This window comes from Chitinophaga sp. W3I9, from assembly GCF_050434025.1.
Taxonomy (GTDB): Bacteria; Bacteroidota; Bacteroidia; order Chitinophagales; family Chitinophagaceae; genus Chitinophaga.
The window spans coordinates 3,945,816-3,968,904 of sequence record NZ_JBNPWC010000001.1; the positions used below are offsets into that span (position 1 = coordinate 3,945,816).

Annotated in this window: 23 protein-coding genes and 1 riboswitch; of the genes, 15 read left to right on the forward strand and 8 right to left on the reverse strand. The window is 48.4% G+C overall.

Annotated elements, in window-relative coordinates; translation table 11 throughout:
* Positions 1–38: 38 nt before the first annotated feature.
* From QFZ51_RS16185 to QFZ51_RS16215, 7 genes are all read left to right on the forward strand, one after another.
* The gene (locus QFZ51_RS16185; protein ID WP_429047180.1) at positions 39–1,508 is read left to right on the forward strand and encodes a cobyric acid synthase; all 1,470 of its coding nucleotides are present in this window, start codon (positions 39–41) and stop codon (positions 1,506–1,508) included.
* A 12-nt stretch (positions 1,509–1,520) separates the two neighbouring features.
* A complete protein-coding gene (locus QFZ51_RS16190; protein ID WP_429047181.1) occupies positions 1,521–2,543 on the forward strand; it encodes a pyridoxal phosphate-dependent aminotransferase in 1,023 nt (340 codons plus the stop codon).
* Positions 2,528–3,478, forward strand: a complete 951-nt coding sequence (cbiB, locus tag QFZ51_RS16195) for an adenosylcobinamide-phosphate synthase CbiB (protein WP_429047184.1) — start codon at positions 2,528–2,530, stop codon at positions 3,476–3,478. The genes QFZ51_RS16190 and cbiB overlap by 16 nt, the downstream gene beginning before the upstream one ends.
* The gene (locus QFZ51_RS16200; RefSeq protein ID WP_429047185.1) at positions 3,460–4,314 is read left to right on the forward strand and encodes an SDR family NAD(P)-dependent oxidoreductase; all 855 of its coding nucleotides are present in this window, start codon (positions 3,460–3,462) and stop codon (positions 4,312–4,314) included. The genes cbiB and QFZ51_RS16200 overlap by 19 nt, the downstream gene beginning before the upstream one ends.
* A gap of 370 nt (positions 4,315–4,684) precedes the next feature.
* Entirely contained in the window at positions 4,685–4,993 is a 309-nt protein-coding gene (locus QFZ51_RS16205) for a hypothetical protein (RefSeq protein WP_429047187.1), read from the forward strand.
* Between the two features lie 3 nt (positions 4,994–4,996).
* On the forward strand, positions 4,997–5,281 hold the full coding sequence (locus QFZ51_RS16210; protein WP_429047189.1) for a DUF6881 domain-containing protein: 285 nt from the start codon (positions 4,997–4,999) through the stop codon (positions 5,279–5,281).
* A 47-nt stretch (positions 5,282–5,328) separates the two neighbouring features.
* On the forward strand, positions 5,329–5,544 hold the full coding sequence (locus QFZ51_RS16215; protein ID WP_429047190.1) for a hypothetical protein: 216 nt from the start codon (positions 5,329–5,331) through the stop codon (positions 5,542–5,544).
* A gap of 18 nt (positions 5,545–5,562) precedes the next feature.
* Here the strand turns inward: QFZ51_RS16215 and QFZ51_RS16220 are convergent, their stop codons facing one another.
* Both QFZ51_RS16220 and QFZ51_RS16225 read right to left on the reverse strand, forming a co-directional pair.
* Entirely contained in the window at positions 5,563–6,255 is a 693-nt protein-coding gene (locus tag QFZ51_RS16220; protein WP_429047191.1) for a uracil-DNA glycosylase family protein, read from the reverse strand.
* Positions 6,256–6,263: 8 nt separating this feature from the next.
* The gene (locus tag QFZ51_RS16225) at positions 6,264–8,381 is read right to left on the reverse strand and encodes an ATP-binding protein (RefSeq protein WP_429047192.1); all 2,118 of its coding nucleotides are present in this window, start codon (positions 8,379–8,381) and stop codon (positions 6,264–6,266) included.
* A gap of 296 nt (positions 8,382–8,677) precedes the next feature.
* On the opposite strand from QFZ51_RS16225, the gene QFZ51_RS16230 reads away from it, so the two are divergent.
* The 3 genes from QFZ51_RS16230 to QFZ51_RS16240 all read left to right on the forward strand — a co-directional run bounded on the left by QFZ51_RS16230 (position 8,678) and on the right by QFZ51_RS16240 (position 12,427).
* Positions 8,678–9,913, forward strand: coding sequence for a YdcF family protein (locus tag QFZ51_RS16230; RefSeq protein WP_429047193.1), 1,236 nt, complete (start codon positions 8,678–8,680; stop codon positions 9,911–9,913).
* A gap of 51 nt (positions 9,914–9,964) precedes the next feature.
* Positions 9,965–10,909 carry an NAD-dependent epimerase/dehydratase family protein gene (locus QFZ51_RS16235; protein ID WP_429047195.1) on the forward strand — a complete coding sequence of 315 codons (945 nt, stop codon included), beginning with the start codon at positions 9,965–9,967 and terminating at the stop codon, positions 10,907–10,909.
* 75 nt (positions 10,910–10,984) lie between these two features.
* Positions 10,985–11,098: riboswitch (SAM riboswitch) on the forward strand.
* 150 nt (positions 11,099–11,248) lie between these two features.
* The gene (locus QFZ51_RS16240) at positions 11,249–12,427 is read left to right on the forward strand and encodes a trans-sulfuration enzyme family protein (RefSeq protein WP_429047197.1); all 1,179 of its coding nucleotides are present in this window, start codon (positions 11,249–11,251) and stop codon (positions 12,425–12,427) included.
* Here QFZ51_RS16240 and QFZ51_RS16245 read toward each other — a convergent pair.
* Complete coding sequence (locus QFZ51_RS16245) at positions 12,378–13,589, reverse strand: dicarboxylate/amino acid:cation symporter (RefSeq protein ID WP_429047198.1); 1,212 nt, start codon at positions 13,587–13,589, stop codon at positions 12,378–12,380. The two genes, QFZ51_RS16240 and QFZ51_RS16245, sit on opposite strands and share 50 nt — an antisense overlap.
* A gap of 99 nt (positions 13,590–13,688) precedes the next feature.
* On the opposite strand from QFZ51_RS16245, the gene QFZ51_RS16250 reads away from it, so the two are divergent.
* The gene (locus tag QFZ51_RS16250; protein ID WP_429047200.1) at positions 13,689–14,015 is read left to right on the forward strand and encodes a NirD/YgiW/YdeI family stress tolerance protein; all 327 of its coding nucleotides are present in this window, start codon (positions 13,689–13,691) and stop codon (positions 14,013–14,015) included.
* A gap of 9 nt (positions 14,016–14,024) precedes the next feature.
* Here QFZ51_RS16250 and QFZ51_RS16255 read toward each other — a convergent pair whose 3' ends face one another.
* The gene (locus QFZ51_RS16255) at positions 14,025–14,984 is read right to left on the reverse strand and encodes a sulfite exporter TauE/SafE family protein (protein ID WP_429047201.1); all 960 of its coding nucleotides are present in this window, start codon (positions 14,982–14,984) and stop codon (positions 14,025–14,027) included.
* Between the two features lie 210 nt (positions 14,985–15,194).
* On the opposite strand from QFZ51_RS16255, the gene QFZ51_RS16260 reads away from it, so the two are divergent.
* Together QFZ51_RS16260 and QFZ51_RS16265 are read left to right on the forward strand one after the other, a co-directional pair.
* Positions 15,195–16,484, forward strand: coding sequence for a hemolysin family protein (locus QFZ51_RS16260; protein WP_429047203.1), 1,290 nt, complete (start codon positions 15,195–15,197; stop codon positions 16,482–16,484).
* Positions 16,485–16,494: 10 nt separating this feature from the next.
* Positions 16,495–17,358: a pirin family protein gene (locus tag QFZ51_RS16265; protein ID WP_429047205.1), complete on the forward strand. Its 864-nt coding sequence runs from the start codon at positions 16,495–16,497 to the stop codon at positions 17,356–17,358.
* Between the two features lie 30 nt (positions 17,359–17,388).
* Here the strand turns inward: QFZ51_RS16265 and QFZ51_RS16270 are convergent, their stop codons facing one another.
* Positions 17,389–17,631 (reverse strand): hypothetical protein, encoded by a 243-nt coding sequence (locus QFZ51_RS16270; RefSeq protein ID WP_429047207.1) that lies wholly within the window; start codon positions 17,629–17,631, stop codon positions 17,389–17,391.
* 263 nt (positions 17,632–17,894) lie between these two features.
* Here QFZ51_RS16270 and QFZ51_RS16275 point away from each other — a divergent pair, with 263 nt between their 5' ends.
* Together QFZ51_RS16275 and QFZ51_RS16280 are read left to right on the forward strand one after the other, a co-directional pair.
* Positions 17,895–18,074, forward strand: a complete 180-nt coding sequence (locus QFZ51_RS16275) for a hypothetical protein (RefSeq protein ID WP_370909903.1) — start codon at positions 17,895–17,897, stop codon at positions 18,072–18,074.
* Positions 18,075–18,127: 53 nt separating this feature from the next.
* Positions 18,128–18,757, forward strand: coding sequence for a hypothetical protein (locus QFZ51_RS16280; protein WP_429047209.1), 630 nt, complete (start codon positions 18,128–18,130; stop codon positions 18,755–18,757).
* Between the two features lie 42 nt (positions 18,758–18,799).
* Here QFZ51_RS16280 and QFZ51_RS16285 read toward each other — a convergent pair whose 3' ends face one another.
* The 3 genes from QFZ51_RS16285 to QFZ51_RS16295 form a co-directional block, all read right to left on the reverse strand.
* On the reverse strand, positions 18,800–20,392 hold the full coding sequence (locus tag QFZ51_RS16285; RefSeq protein ID WP_429047211.1) for a beta-N-acetylhexosaminidase: 1,593 nt from the start codon (positions 20,390–20,392) through the stop codon (positions 18,800–18,802).
* 75 nt (positions 20,393–20,467) lie between these two features.
* Complete coding sequence (locus QFZ51_RS16290) at positions 20,468–22,180, reverse strand: DUF4132 domain-containing protein (protein ID WP_429047213.1); 1,713 nt, start codon at positions 22,178–22,180, stop codon at positions 20,468–20,470.
* Complete coding sequence (locus QFZ51_RS16295; RefSeq protein ID WP_429047215.1) at positions 22,107–23,084, reverse strand: hypothetical protein; 978 nt, start codon at positions 23,082–23,084, stop codon at positions 22,107–22,109. Before QFZ51_RS16295 ends, QFZ51_RS16290 begins: the two co-directional genes overlap by 74 nt.
* Positions 23,085–23,089: the final 5 nt, after the last annotated feature.

A 23,089-nucleotide genomic window follows, 5' to 3' on the forward strand; every position in this document is an offset into this window, starting at 1 on the left:
AGTTAATATCTTCGCGGCAGTACTAACGTCATGAACGAATGAAACAACTCCGGCCGGTAATGTTTGTGGGTACGGCTTCCGATGTAGGCAAAAGCGTAATCACCGCAGGATTTTGCCGTATTTTCAAACAGGATGGATATGCTCCTGCACCTTTTAAGGCCCAGAATATGTCGCTCAACAGCTACGCTACCCCCGATGGACTGGAAATAGGCCGTGCGCAGGCTGTTCAGGCAGAAGCTGCCGGGGTGCAATGTCACACCGATATGAACCCCGTGTTGTTGAAGCCTACCAGTGACCGCAACGCGCAACTGGTGCTGCACGGCAAACCAGCTGGTAATCAGTCGGCCTGGGAATACTTTATGGAAGACGATAAACGCGCGCTCTTTGAAGAAGTGAAAGGCGCTTTTGACCGTTTGTCGCAGCGATTCAATCCTTTGGTAATGGAAGGGGCAGGCAGTATTTCAGAGCTGAACCTGCGTGCAAAAGATATCACGAATATGCGGATCGCGCTGCATGCAGGAGCAGCGGTGTACCTGATCGCGGATATTGACCGCGGCGGTATTTTTGGCAGCGTATATGGGACTATCGCCCTGTTGCCGCCGGAAGAAAAGGCGTTGATCAAAGGAATTATTATCAATAAATTCCGTGGCGATATCCGGTTGTTTGAAGACGGGCGGGCGATGCTGGAAAGCATTACCGGCGTACCAGTAACCGGTGTGCTGCCTTACTATCACGATATTCATATTGAAGAAGAGGATGCGGTTTCATTGCAGCTTAAACAGAAACGGTTTGCCGCCGGTCAGATAAATATAGCTATCGTACTGCTGCGGCATATGTCCAACTTCACCGACTTCAATGCGCTGGAAAAAGATGAGCGCGTAAATATATTTTATACAGATAATCCGGCAGAACTGTCGGCCGCAGATATTATCATCCTGCCGGGCAGTAAAAATACGATTGCCGACCTGGTCTCCATCAGGAATAACGGTACCGCTGCCGCAATAACGGAAGCGTATAAACGAAATAAAGCAGTGATCGGTATTTGCGGTGGCTACCAGATGATGGGACAGCAGGTAGCGGATCCTGATGGTGTGGAAGGCCCTGCCGGCAGCATACCGGGGCTTGGAATATTGCCAGTTGCCACTGTGCTTACAAAAGAAAAGATCACCAGGCAAAGAAGTTTTTATTACCGGGATCAGCCGAAAGTATGTGAAGGATATGAAATTCATATGGGAGATACCACCGCCGCAGTGGCTTCCCCGCTGAACACGTTTACAGATGGCGGCACAGACGGGTATTTCCTCCGGACTAACTGCTGGGGTACTTACCTGCATGGCATCCTCGATAACGACACAGTGATCAACGACCTGCTGGCGCATTGCGGGAAACCCGCAGTAGTAAAGGAGTTCGATTACCGCCGGTTTAAGGAGGAACAATATAACAAACTGGCAACACACATCCGTGAACATCTGGACATTCCGGCTGTTTATAAGGCACTGGAATTATAATAATATTGCATTATGATACAAGGACACGGTGATGATGGTTACCTGTTTGCCCAACAGGTGAAAGCTGATTTCAGCTCCAACGTATGGTATGGTGGTTTACAGGAAGGATTGAAGGAGCATCTGAGGAATAAAGTAACGGGTATAGATCATTACCCGGACGCAGGTGGCTCAAAGCTGCAGGCCATGCTCGAAAACCAGGCGGCTCTCCCCGCCGGCAGTATCCTGGTTACCAACGGTGGCACAGAGGCCATTTACCTGGTGGCACAGGCATTTACAGGCGCCACTACCACGGTGGTAGTGCCTACTTTTTCGGAGTATGCAGATGCGTGTAAGCTGTATGGGCACCAGGTGCTGTACCTGCAATGGGATAAGCTCACACCGGGTACCGTGTTCAGCAGCGACCTGGTATTTATCTGCAATCCTAACAATCCTACAGGGCAGGCATTGGATGAAACAGCCCTGCAACAACTCATCGCCCATAATAAGCATACGGTGTTCATCATTGACGAAGCCTATATACAGTTTACACTAAATGCCGCTACCATGCTGCCGTTCCTGCACCGGTTACCAAATGTGCTGGTGCTGAGATCCATGACTAAAACCTGTTGTATCCCGGGCTTACGGCTGGGGTATATGGCAGGAAGAAAACAACTGCTGGACCGTGTCAGGGCTTTCCGGATGCCATGGTCGGTGAATAGCCTGGCACTGGATGCCGGCTATTATATCGTGGAACACCCGGAGCAGTTTACCATTGCGACCGACAGCCTGTTGCAGGAAACTTTTCATTTGTGGGAGAGTATCCGTAAGATGCCCGAGTACAAAGTATATGCATCGCATACGCATTATTTTTTGTTTGAAACATTAACCGGTACCGCCGCTACATTGAAAGCATGGCTGATGGAGAAGTATGGCCTGCTGATCCGGGATGCTTCCAATTTTTATGGACTGGAAGCCGGGCATTGCCGGGTTGCCTGCCGCAATGCCGCTGACAATCAATTACTGACTACTGCTTTGCGCCAATGGACCCTGTATTAAAATTCGTATTGCCGCTACTGTTAGGGTATATCGCCGACCTGTTGCTGGGAGATCCCCGCAGTTGGCCGCATCCTGTGAAAGTTTATGGCTGGCTGATCAGCCGGGGCACACGCTGGCTGAACAGGGGAGGCGCCCGGTTCTGGAAGGGGGCCTTGCTCACGGTTACCTTGTGCGTAGCAGTATATATAAGTTTTTATTTTACGCTTATAGTACTATCGGGGTGGCCGGTAGTGTACTATGGATTCAGTGCAGTGTTTGTTTTTTTCGCGCTGGCTAACAAAAGCCTGCTACAGGAAGGCAAAGAAGTATTTGCAGCTTTACACCACGAAGGAGTGGAGGCCGGCCGCAGGCGGTTGTCGTGGATAGTTGGAAGGGATACCGGTCATCTTTCACCTGATCAGATCCGCATCGCGGTATTTGAATCGATGTCTGAGAACCTGAGCGATGGGGTAGTAGCGCCGCTGTTTTTTTACGCCGTGCTGGGGCTGCCCGGCATGATGTTGTATAAAATGATTAATACCCTGGATTCCATGATAGGCTATAAGAACAAGGAATACCTGTATTTTGGACGCTTCGCTGCGCGCCTGGATGATGTAGCCAATTTTATCCCGGCCCGTATCACGGCGCTGCTGATGATCCTCCTGTATGGCAGCAGCCGTGCCTGGCATTTTATGATTAAATACGGACCGGCACACAGCAGCCCCAATTCAGGATATCCGGAAGCCGCACTGGCAGGTATCCTGGACTGCCGCTTCGGTGGTCCCAACCTCTACCAGGGAGTAGTGGTAAATAAACCTTACATCGGTGAAAATGAACGCAGTATTGAACATGGAGAATTCAGCAAGGTAATGTACCTTAATCAGGCAGTTACTTTCGTGATGATCATCAGCATTATTGCAGTAAAATATTATTTTATATGGACAGCACAGCGGTAAACCCCGGAGAGGAAAGAAACGAAAGGATCAGTATTTTAAGCTGTGGCTGGCTGGGAAAGCCGCTGGCACTGCACCTGCAAGCCGCAGGTTATTCCGTAAAAGGAGCCCGCACCAGCATGGCAGGCGTACAGGAGCTGCAGGCCCTTGGCCTGGAAGCGTATACGGTGGTATTGTCTGAAGACGTGCTGACCGGCCCCGATGCCTTCTGGGATGCCGACATACTGATCATAAATATTCCGCCGCGGAAAGAAAGAGGCAAAGATGCACATGTATCAGAAATAGCGCTGTTGCGCAGTTTTATAGCCACAACGCCCATCAGCAAAGTTATCTTTGTAAGCTCCACTTCTGTCTATAAAGACATTAACGGCCTGGTAACAGAAGAAAATGAAGAAATCCCTGACACGCCCAACGGGATGGCGCTGCGGGAAGCCGAAAGCCTCCTGCTGGAGTCAGACGCATTTGATACCACCGTATTGCGCTTCGGCGGGCTCATTGGCTACGACCGGCTGCCGGATCAGCGCCGGATCATGGAAGGCCGGAAAGCCAACGGCCAGCCTATGAATGTAATCCACCGCGACGACTGCATCGGTATTATCCGGCAGGTGATAGAAAAGAAGATGTGGGGAGAAGTATTCAACGCCTGCGCCAGCGGACACCCGCAACGCAGCCATTATTACAAGGCAGCTGCGCAATACCTCGGCATCCAGATGCCACGCAGATTACCCGCCGAAGAGGAACCCTATAAAATTGTAGGTTCCAGTAAACTGAGAAACGTGCTGGGATATAGTTTTTTGTATGATGATCCGCTACAGGTGTTTAATAATATCAATGTTTAAGGACGCTGCTGCCGGAGAATACGAATTCCGGACATCATTCAGGAAGTACCAACACCCGCCCATCCGGGGGGGAAATGAGACATAGTGCATGGGGAGTGCATGGGTAGTGCATTAGAAGTGCATGCTGACAGTATTAATACCGCATGGTTTATCCAAGGTATACGCAGGTTTGAAGCATGGCAGAAGTATCCCGGAAGTAACACATATATAAGCATTCTCCATACCTCCCCGCCGGAGGGCGCATCCCCGCCTTGTAAAAAAAATTGTTTACATGTGTTAAATTCACTATATTGTAGTAGTACCTGCTTTATGCCAACAGGAGGTACCGCTCAACTATAAAATATTATTCAACCTAAACCTGATCAAAACCGTGAATCTGCTGCTCCTTAGCCTTTTGTTTGCCCTGGCATTATGGGCGATGATCTCCATGTACAGGAGTCGTAATCGCAAAAAGGCCGAATTGCTTTTACCTGTAAGATCTGCGAGTATCATAAAAATTCATAGTTACAAGTCTTTCGGTATCATTGCTACCATCCGCTTTAAATACGAGCTGACGCCTCAAATTGGCGACCGGTTGCATGAAGAAGGCAATATCTACCAGATCACCGGCGTGGTAACGCCCGATCCGGTACAGGAACAACCCAAAGATACCTGGGATTGCCGTCTTGTAAAAATCTAAAAAATGGAGTATCTCAAAGTATCTTGGCTTCATCATTTTGAAGACGAACCGGTATACCTATACAGCGAGATAGATTCGCAGCGTTTCGAAAACAGGAAAATTGAAATCTACCCGGATGGAAGCTTCGGCATCGCCTGCAGCAATTTTCATTTCGGCGGCACCGCCTTATCCGATCAGGTGATGCCCGGCCTGGAAGAAATCATGGAAGACAGGCAATTTATTCCTGAACTAATTTCCAAGGCAGAATTTGAACTGATCTGGAATCAATATTTTTATTTTTTGTCCTGACATAGCTGGTCCGTGGTTTGCGTAAGTTCTTTAGAAAAAAGAATCTTATGAACGCATTTATGATTAAAACTTCCGGAGGCCGCTTTTGCGTAAAACCCTCTTCAGCTGAACGCTTTCTGGTAGACGTAGACGGAGAAGAGGTAATGATGGAGAAAGACGAAGACGGATATGTACGTGCACCGGGCGCTACAGACAATGGCCGTCGTTTAAACATGGGACTGCTGAACAACATTGCAGACCAGATCGCGGTTCAGACGGCGTAAAAATTCCACAGATTGGGGTTACGGGTGTTCCTCAAAAGCTGTAAGGTATTTGTCGATATACTGCGACTTCGTTTTGGATTTGTACTGCATAACAAAGCGGGGATGTTCCAGCGGGACAATCGCCCTGAAAAATTTCTCCTTTTCATTTAATGCCTGCAGGAACGCGGCATTCTTCCCTGTCCCCATACAATAGCATACCTCACGACTGATATTCCACTGCAATTGCGCTTTTAAACTGCTCACAATAAAAGGATAGGCGGCTTTTGTTAAAGCGGCACTGTCGTAGTAATTGTAATTTATTTCCTTCCCGCCAGGTTGAAGGGAGGTAAATCCGAGCGGACAAACAGAGCTGATATAAAACTGCTGGTAAAACTTTTTCACCCCGCCATAGGCGTCTATTACATCATATACAAATACAGAGGAGGGCTCGTGCGTTTTAAGCCCGGTAATTTCAATGCCGCACTTGTCCCACATACGTTTGGTATCCGTAAAAGGGACGCCGGTAGATCCCGATCCCAGCCGGCCGGGGTTAATGCCCAGGATCAGTTGGCGTGGCTGTTTGTCGTTATAAAATTTTTTATAGAACTGTGTCATGATATCCATGATACCGGGGCCTTCCCGGAAAGGGTTCATCACACGTATACCTGCGGGCAACTTGCCCGGGAAATGCAGCTGGCTGTTGAAGCTAATGATCTGATCGGCGATAGTCATTCCGCAATTTACGCCATTTGATGATGCCTGGTAATTTTTTCCAGGATGTCTTCTTCGCGGTAAGGCTTCATGATGTAATCATTTAAACCTGAACGAAGATACAGCTCAATATCATCGTCCATAACATTACCGGTAATGGCAATAATGGTTACGGAGGCTTTCTTCTTGTCAGGTAATTCCCGGATCATATTGGTCAGCATCAGTCCATCAATGCCGGGGAGGTCAATGTCGGTCAGTACAAAATCGAATGCTTCACGATGGTATACTTCCAGTGCTTCTTCTGCTGAAGAAACAATCAGGTAAGAAGCCTGCATTCTGTCCAGCATCAGGGCCAGCAGTTTCTGGTTGAGGATACTGTCCTCTACTACCAGTAACCGGATACCCGCCGGAATAGTTGCGTTTGTAGATGTATTATTCACCGGGACAATAATTTTTTTGGTAACAGGTGATGGGGTCATCAGCTTATACCTGATTTCAAAATAAAAAGTGGAGCCCTTTCCTGCGAGGCTTTCCACATGTATCTTTCCGTTGTGCAGGTCGATGATCTTCTTGGAAATATGTAATCCCAATCCGCTTCCCTTATGATAATGGTTATTTCCCTGGGAAAAGGCCTCGAAAACTAAAGGTAGTTCTTTATGCGAAATACCTACACCCGTATCTTTTACGCTTACCTGTAATAAGTTGTTGTCACGTATATGCGCGGTTACCGTAATACCGCCGTTTTCTGTGAACTTAATGGCATTGGCTACCAGGTTAATCAACACCTGTTTTAGGCGGAAGGCATCGCCCACCACAATTAAAGTGCTGGGGAAGTAGATGTTTACCTCCAGCGTGAGCGACTTCATGGCTGCCTGTATGGCCAGTGTATTGCATACTTCTTCAATAGCGGTACGGGGAGCAAACTTCTCTTCTCTTAATATGGGTTCTGCAGATTCCATCCGCGTGTAGTCGAGTACGTTATTCACCACCTGTAGCAGCATTTCTGCAGAGTGACGTATAGCCGCCACCGTTTCGGGCGTTGTATCGCGTTCCAGCAGGTGCGTATAGCCGAGCACCGACTGTACCGGTGTGCGTATTTCATGACTGATCGTCGCTGCAAAGTCGCTTTTCTGTTGTGCAAACTTTTCAGCCTGTTGCTTGGCTCTTAGCAACGCCAGGTCGTAGCGGTATAAACGGACAATACCATATATAATAATCGCTGCCAGTAACAGGATGAGCGGAATCTCCCAGTAGTTGTGCTTATCCAGCTTGTAGAGGGAATGATCGATATCGTGACCCAATTGCAGCCGCCGCTTATCGGTTTCGGCCACGATGTCCTGTTTCAGGTTCGCCATGAGGCGAAGCAATTCAGAGAACAGCCGCTCGTTGGCAATAACGAGGGCGTATTCTTTTTGCTTCAGGTTATTATGACTTTCGGTGGCATCTTTTATAAACTTGTTATAGGCGGCCTGGATCTTTGACAGCTGATCTTTTGAAAAGGCTTTGCCATCCTTTGGTGTGTCGTATTGAACGATTTTCACCTGCTGGCTCGTTTGCTGTACCTGTGATTTATTGCTGATCGCGTCTTTGATGCGGCCCAATAGTTTCTTGCGGCCCTTTGCAGTGGCCGTTTCCGTAGTTATAATCGTGTCGGCCTTTATGTTGGGCGCCGGTATTTTAATATTACTCAACTGCTGCAGGGGGAGGGGGTGGGTGGCAGTGTCCCATACCTGCGATAGCTGCAGCAATGAATCTACGTATAGGCGTGTCTGTAGGTACAGCTGCGACTTCTTTACTTTATCCGCCAGCAGCGCATGCATCTGCTTTTCATTTTTAGCGGAGCTCACGGCGCTGTCCAGGTGCGCAGTAATGCTGCTCAACTGGCCCACATAAGCATTCAGGTAATGCTTGTCGTAAGTGAGCGTATATACACGGAAGTTATTGTCTGCTGCGTACAACAGTTGCACTGCCTGGTCAATATGACCTACATCAGTTTTAGTAGCTATCAGGTCTTTAACAACAATGCTTAACTGTGCTGACTCTTTTTTTCTTAAAGAGATAATCATGAAAAAGGTCATCAAAACAATCACCATTATCGTTAGCACAGCATAACGTACAAAGGTCTTTTTTTCGTGGGTTGTATACATTGTTACATATGATTGGGACGTCGGCGTGGTGGCAAAACCGCGACGAAAATAATGATTTTACGTTCCCTAACTAATAGATAATCAATGAAAAACTAAAAGAATAGGTATGTATTTTCTGCTGAGTTTCCTATGTATAATTATATTTAATACATTATATATTTTTACCTATTAAAACTTTCATATGGGTGCAAACTTTAAGGTTTTAATATTGGTATATAAAATATGTATTATATTTTAGGGAGAAGATAAAGTTCCCTTTTCCTTTTGTATTATTGTTGCTGTAATACCTGCTTTTGATGAAAAACTGTTTTCTTACCGGTCTGTTACTCCTCGTATGCTTGCCTTTTGTTTTTGGTCAACCTGTTTCACCGGAACCGCATTACAAAATTTACAAAGGAACCAGTGCCCTGCAGGACAGGATCTTTTACCTGTTTACATTGCTGGAGCGTGTGCCTGGTGTGACGCAGCTGATAAATAAGGATAGCACCCTTACCGCATTGCGGGATGAATACACACAGCGTATAACCCATCCCGTGAGTAGCGGTGATTTTACCGCTCCGTTGCAGTTTGCCGGCAGCACCATCAGTGAAGTGAGCAGTGCTTTTATTACTTTATTACAGCAACATCCAAAGGAAATGGAACAACTGGTAAGTGAAATGCGCAGCAGTGGCTTATTCCAGTTGTATGCCGGGAAAACGGACCCGGTATTGCTTTCCTTCGCCTGGAAGGATGCCGCCGATGGCGTGAACTATATCCTCAATGCCTATACGAACGGAAAAGGACTCCGCTACCCGGTGATTGATTCGGCCACTTATTACGTGATGTCGCCTGCCTACAAGGCAATGGTACAACGTGTAATTGAAGATGCGGGGAAAAAGAAGCCGGACTTGTTTTTCCAGCCGTCGCTGCACGTGGCCCTGGAATTACTGACGCTGAACCGCCGCGATGAAGCCGTGCGTTATGAACCATTATCTGATACCAACCGGGATGCGTATAAACAAATAAAGAAAACAGACTGGAACAAATATCCGTACACCGCCATGCTTATCCTGGGCGCAAGCCCGGTAGCAAAGGAGGCCATCAGTGAAACCGGTAAAAGCCGCTGCCGTACCGGTGCGGAATTATACCGCAAAGGAATGGCGCCCTTTATTATTGTATCCGGTGGTCATGTAAGACCGGTAGGTACCCAATATTCCGAAGCAGTGGAAATGAGGAAATACCTGGTAAATGAACTGAAGATCCCCGCGTCGGCGGTGATGGTAGACCCTTATGCCCGCCACACTACCACCAACGTGCGTAATGCCGTGAGGATCGTGTGGCAGAGTGGCATACCGGCCGGTAAAAGAATGATGTGCGTGTCTGATGTGATGCACGTTGCCTACGTGAACAGCCCGATGTTCACCCAACGTTGCACCACAGAGTTAGGATATATGCCTGCGGCAGATATCAAACAGGCCGACCTCTACTTTTTATCATTCCTGCCGGATCTGCGGTCGCTGCAGGTAAATGTATTTGATCCATTGGACCCCTGAAATAAAATATCTCATTCATTTATTCGTCTACTTTATAAACACATCCTTATTATGTCTGATTCATCTATCCAGCCCTTATATACAATCCTCGGTGCAGGAGGTATTATTGCTAACGAACTGGCAGCCGAACTGGTGCGTCATCAGAAACGGGTACGCCTCGTAAGCCGGTCGCCAAAATCAATTGAAGGCATCACCGACCTGGTGCCGGCCGATATTACTGATGCCGCTCAAACAAAGAACGCCGTGAAAGATAGTGCCATCGTATTTCTTACTGCCGGTCTCCAATATAATATCAAAGTATGGTCTGATGCATGGCCAAAGATCATGACCAATGTAATTAATGCCTGCAAGGAAGCCGGTGCGAAGCTCATTTTCTTCGACAACGTATATTCTTACGGGTTAGTAAACGGACCTATGAAAGAAGATACGCCGTATCACCCCTCCAGTAAGAAAGGAACGATCCGTGCAGCCATTGCAACCCAGTTAATGAACGAGGTAAAGGCCGGTGGCCTTACGGCTACCATTGCAAGAGCGGCCGACTTCTACGGACCCGGCGCAGATAAAACCGGCTTCCTGAACCTGCTGATCATCGATAAGTTCCGGAAGAACAGCAATGCCATGTGGCTTGGAAAAGACGATCAGACACATAGCTATACCTTTACGCCGGATGCTGCCAAAGGATTGTTCCTTCTTTCACAGGACGATAGTTCCTGGAACCAGGTATGGCACCTGCCGACCGCCAACCCGGCGCCGGACGGCAACGGATATATAAATATAATTGCCACCCAGATGGGGGTGAAACCTAAATATATGAAGCTGGGCAGTTTTATGCTAACCCTCTCGGGATTGTTTGACACTACCATCCGGGAAATGAAGGAAATGCTGTACCAGAGTAACTATCCTTATATCTTCGACTCTACAAAGTTTGAACAACACTTTAAGGTGAAACCTACTTCTTATGAAGAAGGAATCCGTTTAACACTGGCACATAAATAATAGTCTACCGATTTAGTAGGAAAATAAATTTGGAAGTTATTTTTTCTGTCTTATCTTTGCACCAGTTCTTTAAATAGCTTATCAAGAAAGGAGGAGGGACATGGCCCGACGATACCTTAGCAACCATCACTGTGCAAACAGTGAAAGGTGCTGCATCCATCCCGGTTTACGGACCAGGAAAGATAAGTCAGATCAATAGTTTTACATTATATTATTCTTACGATAATAGAAAACTCATCTGGCTCCCAGGTGAGTTTTTTTTATGCTCCCACCTTTTTGATATGCTCATTTAACGGACCTGTTTAACCAATTTTTCATCAAACTAAAAATCAAACAAAGATGAGCACTATCACTGAACTGATCCATTCTATTCCCGTAGATCCGCAAACAGGCGCTATTGCAGTTCCTATTTACCAGACATCTACTTTTGTGCAAACAGCACCCGGTGTAAATAAAGGATACGATTATGCGCGGTCAAATAATCCTACCCGTGAAACCGCAGAAAAGATCATTGCGAAACTGGAAGGCGGCGCTACTGCATCTGCTTTTGCCAGCGGCCTGGCAGCAATCGACGCGGTAATCAAGCTCCTGAAATCAGGCGATGAAATTGTAGCGGTAGATGATATTTACGGCGGCGCTTTCCGGCTGTTTAATAAAGTATATGAGAAGTTTGGTATCAAAGTAAACTATGTAGATACCTCCGATACACAGGCGGTATTCAACGCCATCACACCGGCCACGCGCCTGATCTGGCTGGAAACGCCCACTAATCCAACGCTGAAGATTTCAGATATTGCGGCTATAGGCCGCATTGCAAAAGCGCATAACTGTTTGTTTTGTGTAGACAATACCTTTGCCTCCCCTGTGCTGCAAAAGCCCTTGCAGCTGGGCGCCGACCTGGTGATCCACAGTGCTACCAAGTACCTGGGCGGCCACAGCGACCTGATTGCGGGCGTGGTAGTGGCTAAAACATTACAACTGGGAGAGGAGATTAAATTTTATCAGAATGCCTGCGGCGCTATTCTTTCCCCGTTCGACAGCTTCCTGCTGATACGTGGTATTGAAACATTGCACTTGCGTATTAAGCAACATGGCATTAATGCGCAGGCCCTGGCGGAATACCTGGAAAAACACCCGGCAGTAGATAAAGTGTTTTATCCGGGATTGCCATCGCACCCGGGCCACGAGCTGGCAAAGCAGCAGAGTAAAGGGTTTGGAGGAATTATATCTTTTACCTTGAAAGATGACAGGGCCGAAGCGGCAACTGCGTTTGTTACAGCTACGCATTACTTTAAACTGGCAGAAAGCCTCGGAGGCATCAAAAGCTTATTGTGTCATCCCGCGGCGATGACCCATAAATCCATTCCCGCAGAAAAGAGAAGAGCGGCAGGCGTAAGCGATAGCCTGATCCGTTTATCAGTAGGACTTGAAGAAACCGCCGATCTGCTGGCCGACCTGGAGCAGGCGTTTACGAAACTGCCGGCGCCCGCCCCCGCAGAAAACGTGTTGTCAGCATAGCAGCAACATTGTCGCCCGTCGCATTGAGGATTGTAGCCAGCGGATCTACCAGCGTGCCTATAATCATCAGCGGCGGGAGTGCTTCTATGGGAAACCCGTAGATGCTCATCACCAGCAGTTCGCCAATGTAGCCGCCATTAGGAATACCGCCTTCCACGATGCTGGCTATAACAGTAACGCCTAGTGCCATTAAAATGATGGGGACGCTGTCGAAGCCCTTTCCGAACATGGCAAACACCACGGCCATTTTTATGATGGAAGAAATGCTGGAGCCATCTTTATGCAGGGTAGCGCCCAATGGCACTACCACGTTGCCGATATCGCGTGGAACGCCCATCCGCTCTACTGCGTGGAGATTAGCCGGAATAGTGGCAATACTGCTGCCGGTACCAACCGCGGTAAGGGTGGGTACAATATTGTTCTTCCAGAAAATTTTTATACCCGGTATACCACCGGCAACAAATGCGTACGCACTGAAGCCAACAATAAAATATACAACGCCAAAGCCGTAGTAAATACCGAGAGAGTGTGCATAGGTGCCAAATAGTTGCGGTCCTACAGTGCCCACCTGGTAAGCGAAGTAGGCGCCCAGCCCGATAGGGCCCAATTTCATGATAAGCGTAAGGATATCTTTCATCACCTCATTGCCCGACTGCAGAAATCCGCGGAAAGCAGCGCCTTTCTCTCCCGTACGCATGGCTGCAAAACCTACCAGGCCGGAGAAAATCAGGAACGGCAGCATATTTTTACGCGACAGCAACTCATAAAATTCATTCACAGTGAGGAGCCGTACTGCCTGCTCGCCCCAGTTGCCCGGCTGTTCCAGGTTCACATCTTTTGTAAGCGTTACCTGCTGGTGGATGGGAAATATCCATACGGCCACAATAGTAAGAAAGGCGGAGATGAGAACGGTACCAAGGAACACCAGCGACATCACACCGAGAATACGGCCCAGCTTATGCCCCGCTTCTATATTGGCAATGGCGGACGAGATCGCAAAAAATACCAGTGGTATGATGGCTGTAAACAGCAGGTTCAGAAATACATCGCCCAATGGTTTGATAACGGCTACACGCTCACCCAATATAAGCCCGGCAATACTGCCGGCAATGATGCCTGCCAGTAACCAGAACATACTACTGTACGTTTTGAGGAATCCCATACCTGAAGTTTATGATTTACAAGATAACCAAATGTATCTGTTCGGTGAACAATCTGCCATGATTATTGTTTATGGTGTTAGCGAACCAATATATTTATCATGAAAAGCTGGATGCTATGTTTGTTGCTTCCCCTGTTCGCTCTGCAGGAACGAACTTACACCGTCGGAGAGGTGATGCGCAATGCCCGGCAACTGCACAACGACAGCATCGCTGTTAAGGTGACCGGTTACATCACCAAAAAGCTGCGTGGCAATAATTATCTTTTTGAAGACCGTACCGCCGAAATCCAGGTGGACATAGACCCGAAGTTCCTCCCGCAACGGCCGTTCAGCGACCGGGAAGTGATCACTATTAAGGCGCTGGTGGAATACGAAGTCGACAAGCCCATTACTTTAAAGGTAAACCAGCAGGTAAGCAACGATTAACGGCTACGGCTATATGATTTTGGCTACAAACATATAGATGCTCCTCATACTTGCCAGGATCACAATGATCGCCACCGCTACCATAATAGTTTTAGCAGAAATTTTATTGGATACTTTTGCCGCAATAGGAGAGGCGATGGCGCTGCCTATTACGAGGCCGAGTACGGCATCCCAGTGTACGTGATACAACACCGTTACAAAAGTGAGGGAACTGAGCATAGCGATAAAAAAGCGGGTAGCCTTTACCGTGCCCAGCGAAAAGCGGGGATGTCGGCCGCCGGCAATCAGGGACGACAACACAATAGAACCCCAGCCGCCGCCACCGATAGCGTCTATAAATCCGCCTCCGAAGCCTAGCAGGCCTATTCGCTTAATTTTTTTAGCTGCGTGTTTTTTGCGCTGCGCATTAATGGCTCTCATCAGGATAACGGTGCCGAGGATCAGCGTATACAGCGATACCACCGGTTTAGTGTATTGTGCGTAATGTTCCAGCGACGATAAGAGGTAAGCCCCTATCACAGCACCGGCAATACCCGGTAATATGAGTAGTTTAAACAGTTTTTTGTTGACATTTCCCATCCGCATATGCATCCAGCCGGCAATGCCGCAGCTGAGGATTTCCGAAATATGCACCGCCGTACTCGCCGATGCAGGCGGAATGCCCATCGACAGGGAAAAAGTAGTGGAAGTAATGCCGTAAGACATGCCGATGGCGCCGTCGATCATGGCGAAGATAAATCCTGCTATGAGGAAATAGTAAAAAGTAGGAGGTACGTCTTCTACATACGTGCGGAAATCGGGCGATTGCCACCACGCCACACCCAGGATAACGCCCAGTATGAGGATGCCTGCTATACCATAAATCCAGCGCTGTTTTCTAAAGTTGACGCTTTCCTGCGGCGTTGCAGCATTTGATTCGTTTGTGCTCGGAGCTGCGGGTGCAGCAAGGGTAGTAAGTTCTTTCTCCATTTTTTAATAATGTGCCAGCCTTAATTCCCCACAAAATACATAAACTCTATGAAATAAGTAGACTGCTTGGAAAAAATTGCATATCAGAAAGGTAAAATCCCGAATATATCTCCCGGAATTTTAATTTATAATCTGTAATTCTTCAAAATACCCGAACGTATAAAAATTGATTTACCTATATTTGGGGTTGCGAACCAATTTAACAACTACATGCTTTGGCAACTCTTCTGGACAATTATATTAGTATTATTAAACGGATTCTTTGTTGCGGCAGAATTTGCCATTGTTAAAGTACGTTCCTCCCAAATCAACAGTAAAGGCGGTTTGACCGGCAAAAGAGCTACCGCCGCCGCCAAAAGCATCCTCAATAACCTGGACGGGTACCTGGCCGCTACGCAGCTGGGAATTACCCTGGCTTCACTGGGACTTGGCTGGGTGGGTGAATCGGTGATGACGGCCATCGTGCTCCGGTTGATGGAAAGTCTTGGTGTTACCATTTCAATGGCCGCTACCCATGTAATTGCCGTAGCCGTTGCTTTCACTATTATTACCATCCTGCATATCGTTTTCGGGGAACTGGCTCCCAAATCAATGGCCATCCGTAAACCGCTGCCCACCACGCTGGTGGTGGCCATCCCGCTGCGGGCGCTGTTTGTGATCTTCCGTCCTTTTATATGGCTGCTCAACGGGCTGGCCAACAGTATTCTCCGCCTTATGGGTATTAAACCGGCCGGAGAATCGGAAATCCATTCGGAAGAAGAACTGAAGCTGATCATTTCTGAAAGCCAGGAAGGCGGCGCTATCGAGGAAACCGAACGGGAACTGATCCAGAACGTATTTATGTTCGACGACAGCCGCGTAAAGGAAATCCTCACCCACCGTAAAGACATATCCTCCCTCGACATCAACCTGCCCCTGGATCAACTGATAGACCAGGTGATCAGGGACGGCTACTCCAGGTATCCCGTATCCAGCGGTTCGCTCGATGAACTAAAAGGGGTGGTGTATACCAAAGATGTGGTGAAAGGCGTGCATGAAAAAACATTGCATAACATAAAGGATATCATGAAGCCGGTATTTTATGTGCCGGACAGTATGAAAATAAAAGACCTGCTGCGTACCTTCCAGGGCCAACGCCTGCAAATGGCGGTAGTGACCAACGAATTTGGCGATACAGAGGGAATTGTTACCATGGAAGATATCCTGGAGGAACTGGTAGGCGACATACAGGATGAACATGATCATGAAACGCCGATTGTGGAGCAGAAAGATGATAATTTTATTGTAGATGCGCATGAATACCTGGCAGATATCAATGAATTATTACCCCATCCCCTGCCGGAAAGTGAACATTATGAAACCCTTTCCGGTTTAATCAACTACATCCACGGAAATATTCCGCGGGAAGGAGAAGTGATCATTATTGAAAATTATGAAGTGCTGATCCTGAAAATGTTCCGCAGCTCCGTGGAAAAAGCCAGATTAAAACTGATCCGATAAAATAATTTTTATGGAGAAGAAGATCCTCCACGTCCTCGAAGGACGCGAAAAACATATTACAGATACCGAAGTCGTAAGACAATCACTGCCTACCATGCAGTTCCGGTTTGCCAACCCGTTTATTGTGGTGCATCATATGCCGGCAAAGTATTTTGCGCCGGGATCGCCGGAAGACAGGCTGCATCCGCATCCGCATCGCGGGTTTGCACCGGTTACCTTTATGCTGCAGGGGCAGGGATATCACCGCGATAATGCCGGTAATGCCATGACCGTTACCGCCGGCGACGTACAATGGATGTTTGCCGGGAAAGGTATTTTGCATAGTGAAGGCCCGTCGGAGGAATTTCTGAAGAAAGGGGGCAACTATGAACTATTGCAGCTCTGGTTTAATGTACCAGCAGCGCATAAAGCAGAAGATCCCTGGTACCAGTATATTAAAGGAACAGAAATGCCCGCAGTGGCGGTAAAAGAAGGCGTGCACCTTACGCTGGTAGGCGGCGATTATGAAGGTAAAACAGGGCCATTAAAAAACTTTACGCCCATCACCGCCATCTGGGGAAATGTGGAAGCAGGAAAAGCCGTAACGCTTACGGCTACACGTGGATACTGGACGTTGTTGTATGTAGTGGATGGGAAAATAGAAGTGAATGGAACCGCCGTATCAGGCTATCACCTGGTGGTGTTTGATAAGGATGATGAGCAACCGGACATTCATATTTCAGCACTTGAAAATACCCGCCTGTTATACCTTTGCGCGGAACCGATCAATGAACCCGTGGCGGCAAAAGATAATTTTGTAATGAACACTGCGGAAGAAACGGAGCAGGCAATACAGGATTATAAGAATGGGCTATTTGGTACCCTCGAACAATAAAAAGGAGGGGAGATTCCCCTCCGCTAAAAATCATCTGAATAAAGTATCTCTTTTCTGTGGCCAGGAAGTATCTCCTTTCTTATCTTTTTTCTTCTTGTGTTTCATGACGGTATCCATTGGCTTAGGTGGAAAAGTGTCCTGTGCAAATACTTCAATCTGATCAATCTGAGCTGGCTTTACCGGAGCCGCCTGTGCTTTGTCCGGAGTACCCCTGAAGAAAAAGAGGAGGGTAAGCGTGCCTATAAGGCCGATGGTAGCTGGTAGGTTTTTCATAAAAAAATAAATTTGTTCAGGTATTAATAAGCAGATATCATGCGCCCTTTCCAGCGGCAGAGCACTGTTGATGTAAGCTGCTGACAATATTTCAGTTATCTTATCGTTGCGTTATTTATTCCCGTTTTTACTGTGGATATTGCACGTCAAACAGTGGAGTGACAGACACGTTATCCCATACTGTATACCCCTATGGACGGCCGGAAGAACGTGAGGCACTGCTTTTGTGGCGGTTAAGATATTGTTCACCAAAAATTTATCTTATGAAAGGCACCAGAAATGAGAACACCCGGCAAAGTAAACAACAGTCTTTTTCCAATATGCCACGGCCCGAAATCAGGGATAATCTTGACAGCAGGAAAAATGAAGAACAGGATTATAAAGGCAGCGATACCACGCACAACAGTAAAGACACCAAAGCTAATAAACATAAAAAGCATTGATGACAGGCAGTTCCGGCCGCTAACCGGCGGCCGGGCTTTTAAATCAGCAGCATATGGATCACACATTTTTCAGGTTATCGCTGTTGGCGGTGGTAATTTGCACCGCATGTAACAGCCCGATGCAGAATGAGCAGGAGCGGGCAGCCAAAGATTCGGCCAATGCCCCGGTTCAGGGCGTGCCAGAAGAAAAATCGGAAAGCATCTCGTTAGATACTACATATGGCGATTACCGCATTTCGGCGATTGCCTCTGGTACCGGCAGTATGCGGGATCTTATCCTGGCGGTAGGCAGCAAAAAGGATTCTACACAGGCAGACAGTACCATTGAGCATGACGTGAAAGGGCAGCTGAAAAATATGATGATCGCAGACCTGGATGGAAACGATAAACCGGAGCTTTACCTGCAAATGTTATCGGAGGGTACCGGCCGGTTTGGTAAGATCTATGCTTTTGAAATAGGCCGGCCTAAAGTGACAAGGATTAACACTGTTTCCCTGGATACCATGCAGCAAAAGGATTACAGGGGACAGGATACATTTTTTATAAAAGAGAAAACGCTGGTACGTACTTTTCCGGCGTTCAGGGAAGGTGATCCCGATGCGTTAACTGCAAACACCAAAGGGATTATCATTTATCACCTGCAAAAGGCAGGCGACACCCTGAAGCTGGTGCCGGCGAAATAACAGCTATTGCAGCCTGGTATGGCTGCAATAGCTGTTTTACAATTATTTATTGTACTGAATACCTTCTTTATCCCAGCGGGTATAGAAGTATTGCAGTGCATCGGAGAACTGTGTGAAGTTTTTATTGGCGGGAATGGTCCACGCGTCTTCTGCATAAGCCGCCAGGCGGGGAAATACCTGGTGGTTCATTGTTTTTACATCCGGAATCCATTCACCCCACATCTGGCAGCCACTGCCCAGTATTTTGCTGTGGAACTTCGGATCAAGGCCTTCGGGGATGGGATCAAAGCTGTAGGCTTTTTCCAGTGATATTTCCTTGTAGCTGTAATCCAGGTAAGTCATGGCGTGATAGGAATTGATTACGTCGTATCCTTTAGACACCGCATCGGTGATCAGTTTCAGCTCCCCTTTCCAGAATTGCACAATGGTACCGGCTGCGAGTTTTTCCGTAGCGGAAACATCTTTGCTATCAGTGAACTCATGCAGCTTTGTGCCCATGATTTCGTTCCATCCGGCCATACGGCGTTTTTTGCTTGCCAGGTAGTTGGAGATATTGTTGGTGAAAGCAATCTGCAGGTCGGCAGGAGAGCCAAGCTGATGCGCTTTCATGAAGGCATTTACACCGGCATCTGCTTTCCACTGGTCGTATTTTACTTCGTCGCCGCCGATATGGATCACTTTAGAGGGGAAGAGGGTAATCACTTCCTGCAACACATCTTCCAGGAAGGCGATCACTTTGGGATCAGACACATTGAAAACGTCGTAATGCACACCGAATTTACCCGGAACCCTGATAGGCGTGTGGGTGGTGCCAAGCCACGGATAGGCTGCAATGGCCGCGCTGGAATGGCCCGGCATTTCTATTTCAGGAACAATGGTGATGTGCCTGTCTGCCGCGTATTTGATAATGTCTTTAATCTGTTCCTGCGTATAAAACCCTTCGTGGGGTTTGCCGTCGTATACTTTGCTGTTCCAGGTACCGGATTGGGTGGAATCGCGTTTGCTGCCGACAGTGGTAAGCAGGGGATATTTTTTGATTTCAATACGCCAGCCCTGGTCGTCGGTGAGGTGCCAGTGGAAAACGTTCATTTTCAGCAGCGCCATTTCATCCAGGAGGTGTTTTACGGTTTCGCCGCCTTTGAAGTAGCGGCCTTCATCCAGCATGAATGCCCTCCAGCCAAAGCGGGGCTTGTCTTTGATGGACACGGCATTAATCGTATATGCGCTGCCGTTGGCGGTAATGAGTTGGCGTAAAGACTGTATACCATAAAACACGCCGGTTGTAGTTGCCGCGGTGATGGTGATGTTATCAGGCGTTACCTGCAGCTGGTAGCCTTCCTTGCCTAATTCCTTCTCCAGTTTTGCGTCCAGGGAGAAGCGGATGTAGTTGTTTTTGGCAGCAGGTTTCAGTGTGAGAGAGAGTCCATATGTTTCCTGTAATGCCTGTTGCAGCTGGTTGGCCTCGCCGGCGCACTTGCCTGGAATGATGGCAGTGGCGCCGGATAAAGAGAACGTGCCAGACAATGTTTTTACTTCCGACGGCTGCGGAATAATATTGATTGCCTGCAGGGGCATGGTACTTACCGATAGCAGCAGCAGGCCGGCCAATGCCAGGGTGGAGCGTAGTTTTAACATACGTAGATTTTTATTGTTCACTTGGTTAAGGTGAAAAAATACAATAAAATCCCGTGATTTAAAAGAACTGCGCCATTAACCTTCCTGTTCCATATAACCGCTTGGTAATCCGTTTTCCATAGAGGCGTCGCCATAGTCGTATTCTACCGCATAATTTTGCGGCAGGGTTACGGGCCTGTCCAGTTGAGGAAACACCGGCTGCGCCTTGAATGTATCTTTCCATTGCTGCAGGGTAGCTGTATCCAGGTGAATGGGATGCAATATCCTTACCTGCGCATTTTCCGGAAGGGTAAGGGAGTCGCCGGTAAGCGTCCGTGGTGTTATGTTTTCATCGCAGTAGAAGGCGGTGATCAGCTGATCGCCTTCATCGAATAACGCCCAGACAAGCCTTGTGGCGAAAACGGACATCACCGGGTTGTGCCGGAATACGGCCTGCCATTTTTCGGCGCTCCATTTTCTTTGTTCTTCCAGGAAAAGTTCCAGTCGCTGTGTTTGTACTTTGATGGTATCGGCCATTTCCTTTGGCAGTGCTTTGAAAGCATTCCTGATTTCCCTGGGAGTGGCTACGGGAATGGCTTTCAGGCGACGGCCCTTATCATTAATGTAAGCCGGTTTAAAGTTACTGTCGAGGAATGCGCGGTATGTTTCGCCTTTCACTTCAAAGGACCGGTACAGTCCATCGAAGCCAAAATCAGGCACTATTGAATCGATCAGCTCCTGCAGCGTTAGACCTCTTTCTGTGGCCGTCAGCTCCAGCGCCCGGAGGGCTGCAGCGCCTACTACTGCTTTACGGAAGCGGTACCTGCGTGAGAAGAATTCCACTTCGCGGAGCGCTTTATTGCTGCCATGCAGGGCCAGCGCGCCCACGCCGTGTTCCGCCATTTTGAGCCGTTTGGTGGTAATCCAGAGCTGTATGTCTTCCCGCAGGGTATCGGCCAGCAGGTCGTCTCCCAGCAGGGCGGTGAGCGTCATGAGGTACTTTAGCTTCAGGTCGCCGCCCTGGTCGGCATATGCTTTATAGAGTGCGCGGGCAAAGTCGCCGCTGCGGGACCGGTCGATCAAACGCAGCAGTGGTTTGGCTTCCACGTCGGCGTGTACTTCCGTTACCCTCGACATGCGGTAAATCAGGAAGCGCATCATGTCGGTGGTCATCACTGTACCATCCAGCAGGTAGAGCGGCGGCAAGGCTTTGTCGTCCAGCCATTTCTCTGCCGGTTTGGAGAGTTTGTGTCTTTTCTTTGCAAACATCACCAGCCTGGTAACGAGCACCAGGTCGTCGGTATCTGTGAGGGTATGTCCTCCCAGTGTTTCCAGCATCAGGTCACGTGCATCGTCGTTTACTTCCTTGTGGAGCGCCTGTTGCAGCAGTTCCCGGGCATGCTCATGGTCGAGTTTAGACAGGATCTGTACGGCGGTTAAGCGTTGATCGGCTTTCTTATGCCCCAGTAATTCCGCCGCTCTTTCCAGCGCCTGCGGGTGTTCCGCCAGTATCACGGCAACGAGCGTACGAACTGATTTCAGTTTATGCAGGGTGTATGGCCAGAGCTGATCTATATACAGCGCCTTGTCCAGCTGGGAGAGCACCGGGAGTATTGTTCTGGCGTCGTAATCATTTTCCAGTGCGTGCAGCAGCATGGGTGCTGCCTGTTCCTGTAACTCGTCTGCCAGCACCTGGAAGGCTTCGGGGTGGAGCGAACGTTTTTGAGCAAGCAGGTCAGCGAGATAAGGAACGGCTGCGGGGCGGTCGAGGTGCAGCAAGCCGCGCACTGCCAGCACGCCGGGGGGCATGTTGTTGGGCGGTATGTTCCCCTGTTACCTTTGAGTACCCCGATTCCGGTGTGTATGGGCCGGCAACCTGCCTTTCCAGGTAATCGTAGGCTGCTTTCAGCAGCCGTTGGTTATATTTTTCGGGAAGATGACCGGCGAGAAGATAATAACCACTGACGGCGGCGGCATAATCGGGTAGTGCAGCCAGTTGCGTGGTTGTTTTTTCGATCAGCGGTTCATACTTGCCCGGGTTGTTTTGCAGTAATACGCGGGACACGGCCTGTTGATCCGGAAGGTATTCCGGCAGCAGGAGGATGTTTTCCAGGTATTCCATTTCCCGGTCCGGGTGCCCTTTGGTAAGGAGCCGGAAGAAGAGGGAGTTCCATCCTTTTTTACGCCAGGTGTTTACATAGGCGTTGATCACATGTGGTTCCGCACTTTTGATCAGGTCCTGCAGAAATTTGCGCAGGGGCGTGAATTTCAGCGGTGCAAGGTCGAAGTTGTTACCGTCCCTGGAATAGCTGATCATGAGAGAGCCGATTTCTTCCGGTGTGCAACCCCGTTGCTGGAGGTAGCTGGTAAAATAGCTGAACCGCAGTACAATGGAAGAGGAGGTGCCGGGCATGTCCATCATCGGAATGATGGTTGTCAGGAAGGTTTCCCTGCATTCGTTCCAGGTAATCGGTGGTGAAATCAGCTTTAGTATGAGCCGGTCGTTGTCGTCCCAGTGGTCGGGAATTTGCAGCAGGGAGATGAAATGTCCCATTTGCCGGGCGGTTTCAGCGGTGGGAAATACCGGTGTTTCATAGGTGTGCCCTGTAAGGAAATCTACCCCGGACTGTATAGCGCCTGCGATGTTTTCATAGTCATTCAGTTGTTTCAGTTTTTCAACAAGAGGTAGTATAGTTTCCTTTTTGTATGGCATAAGGG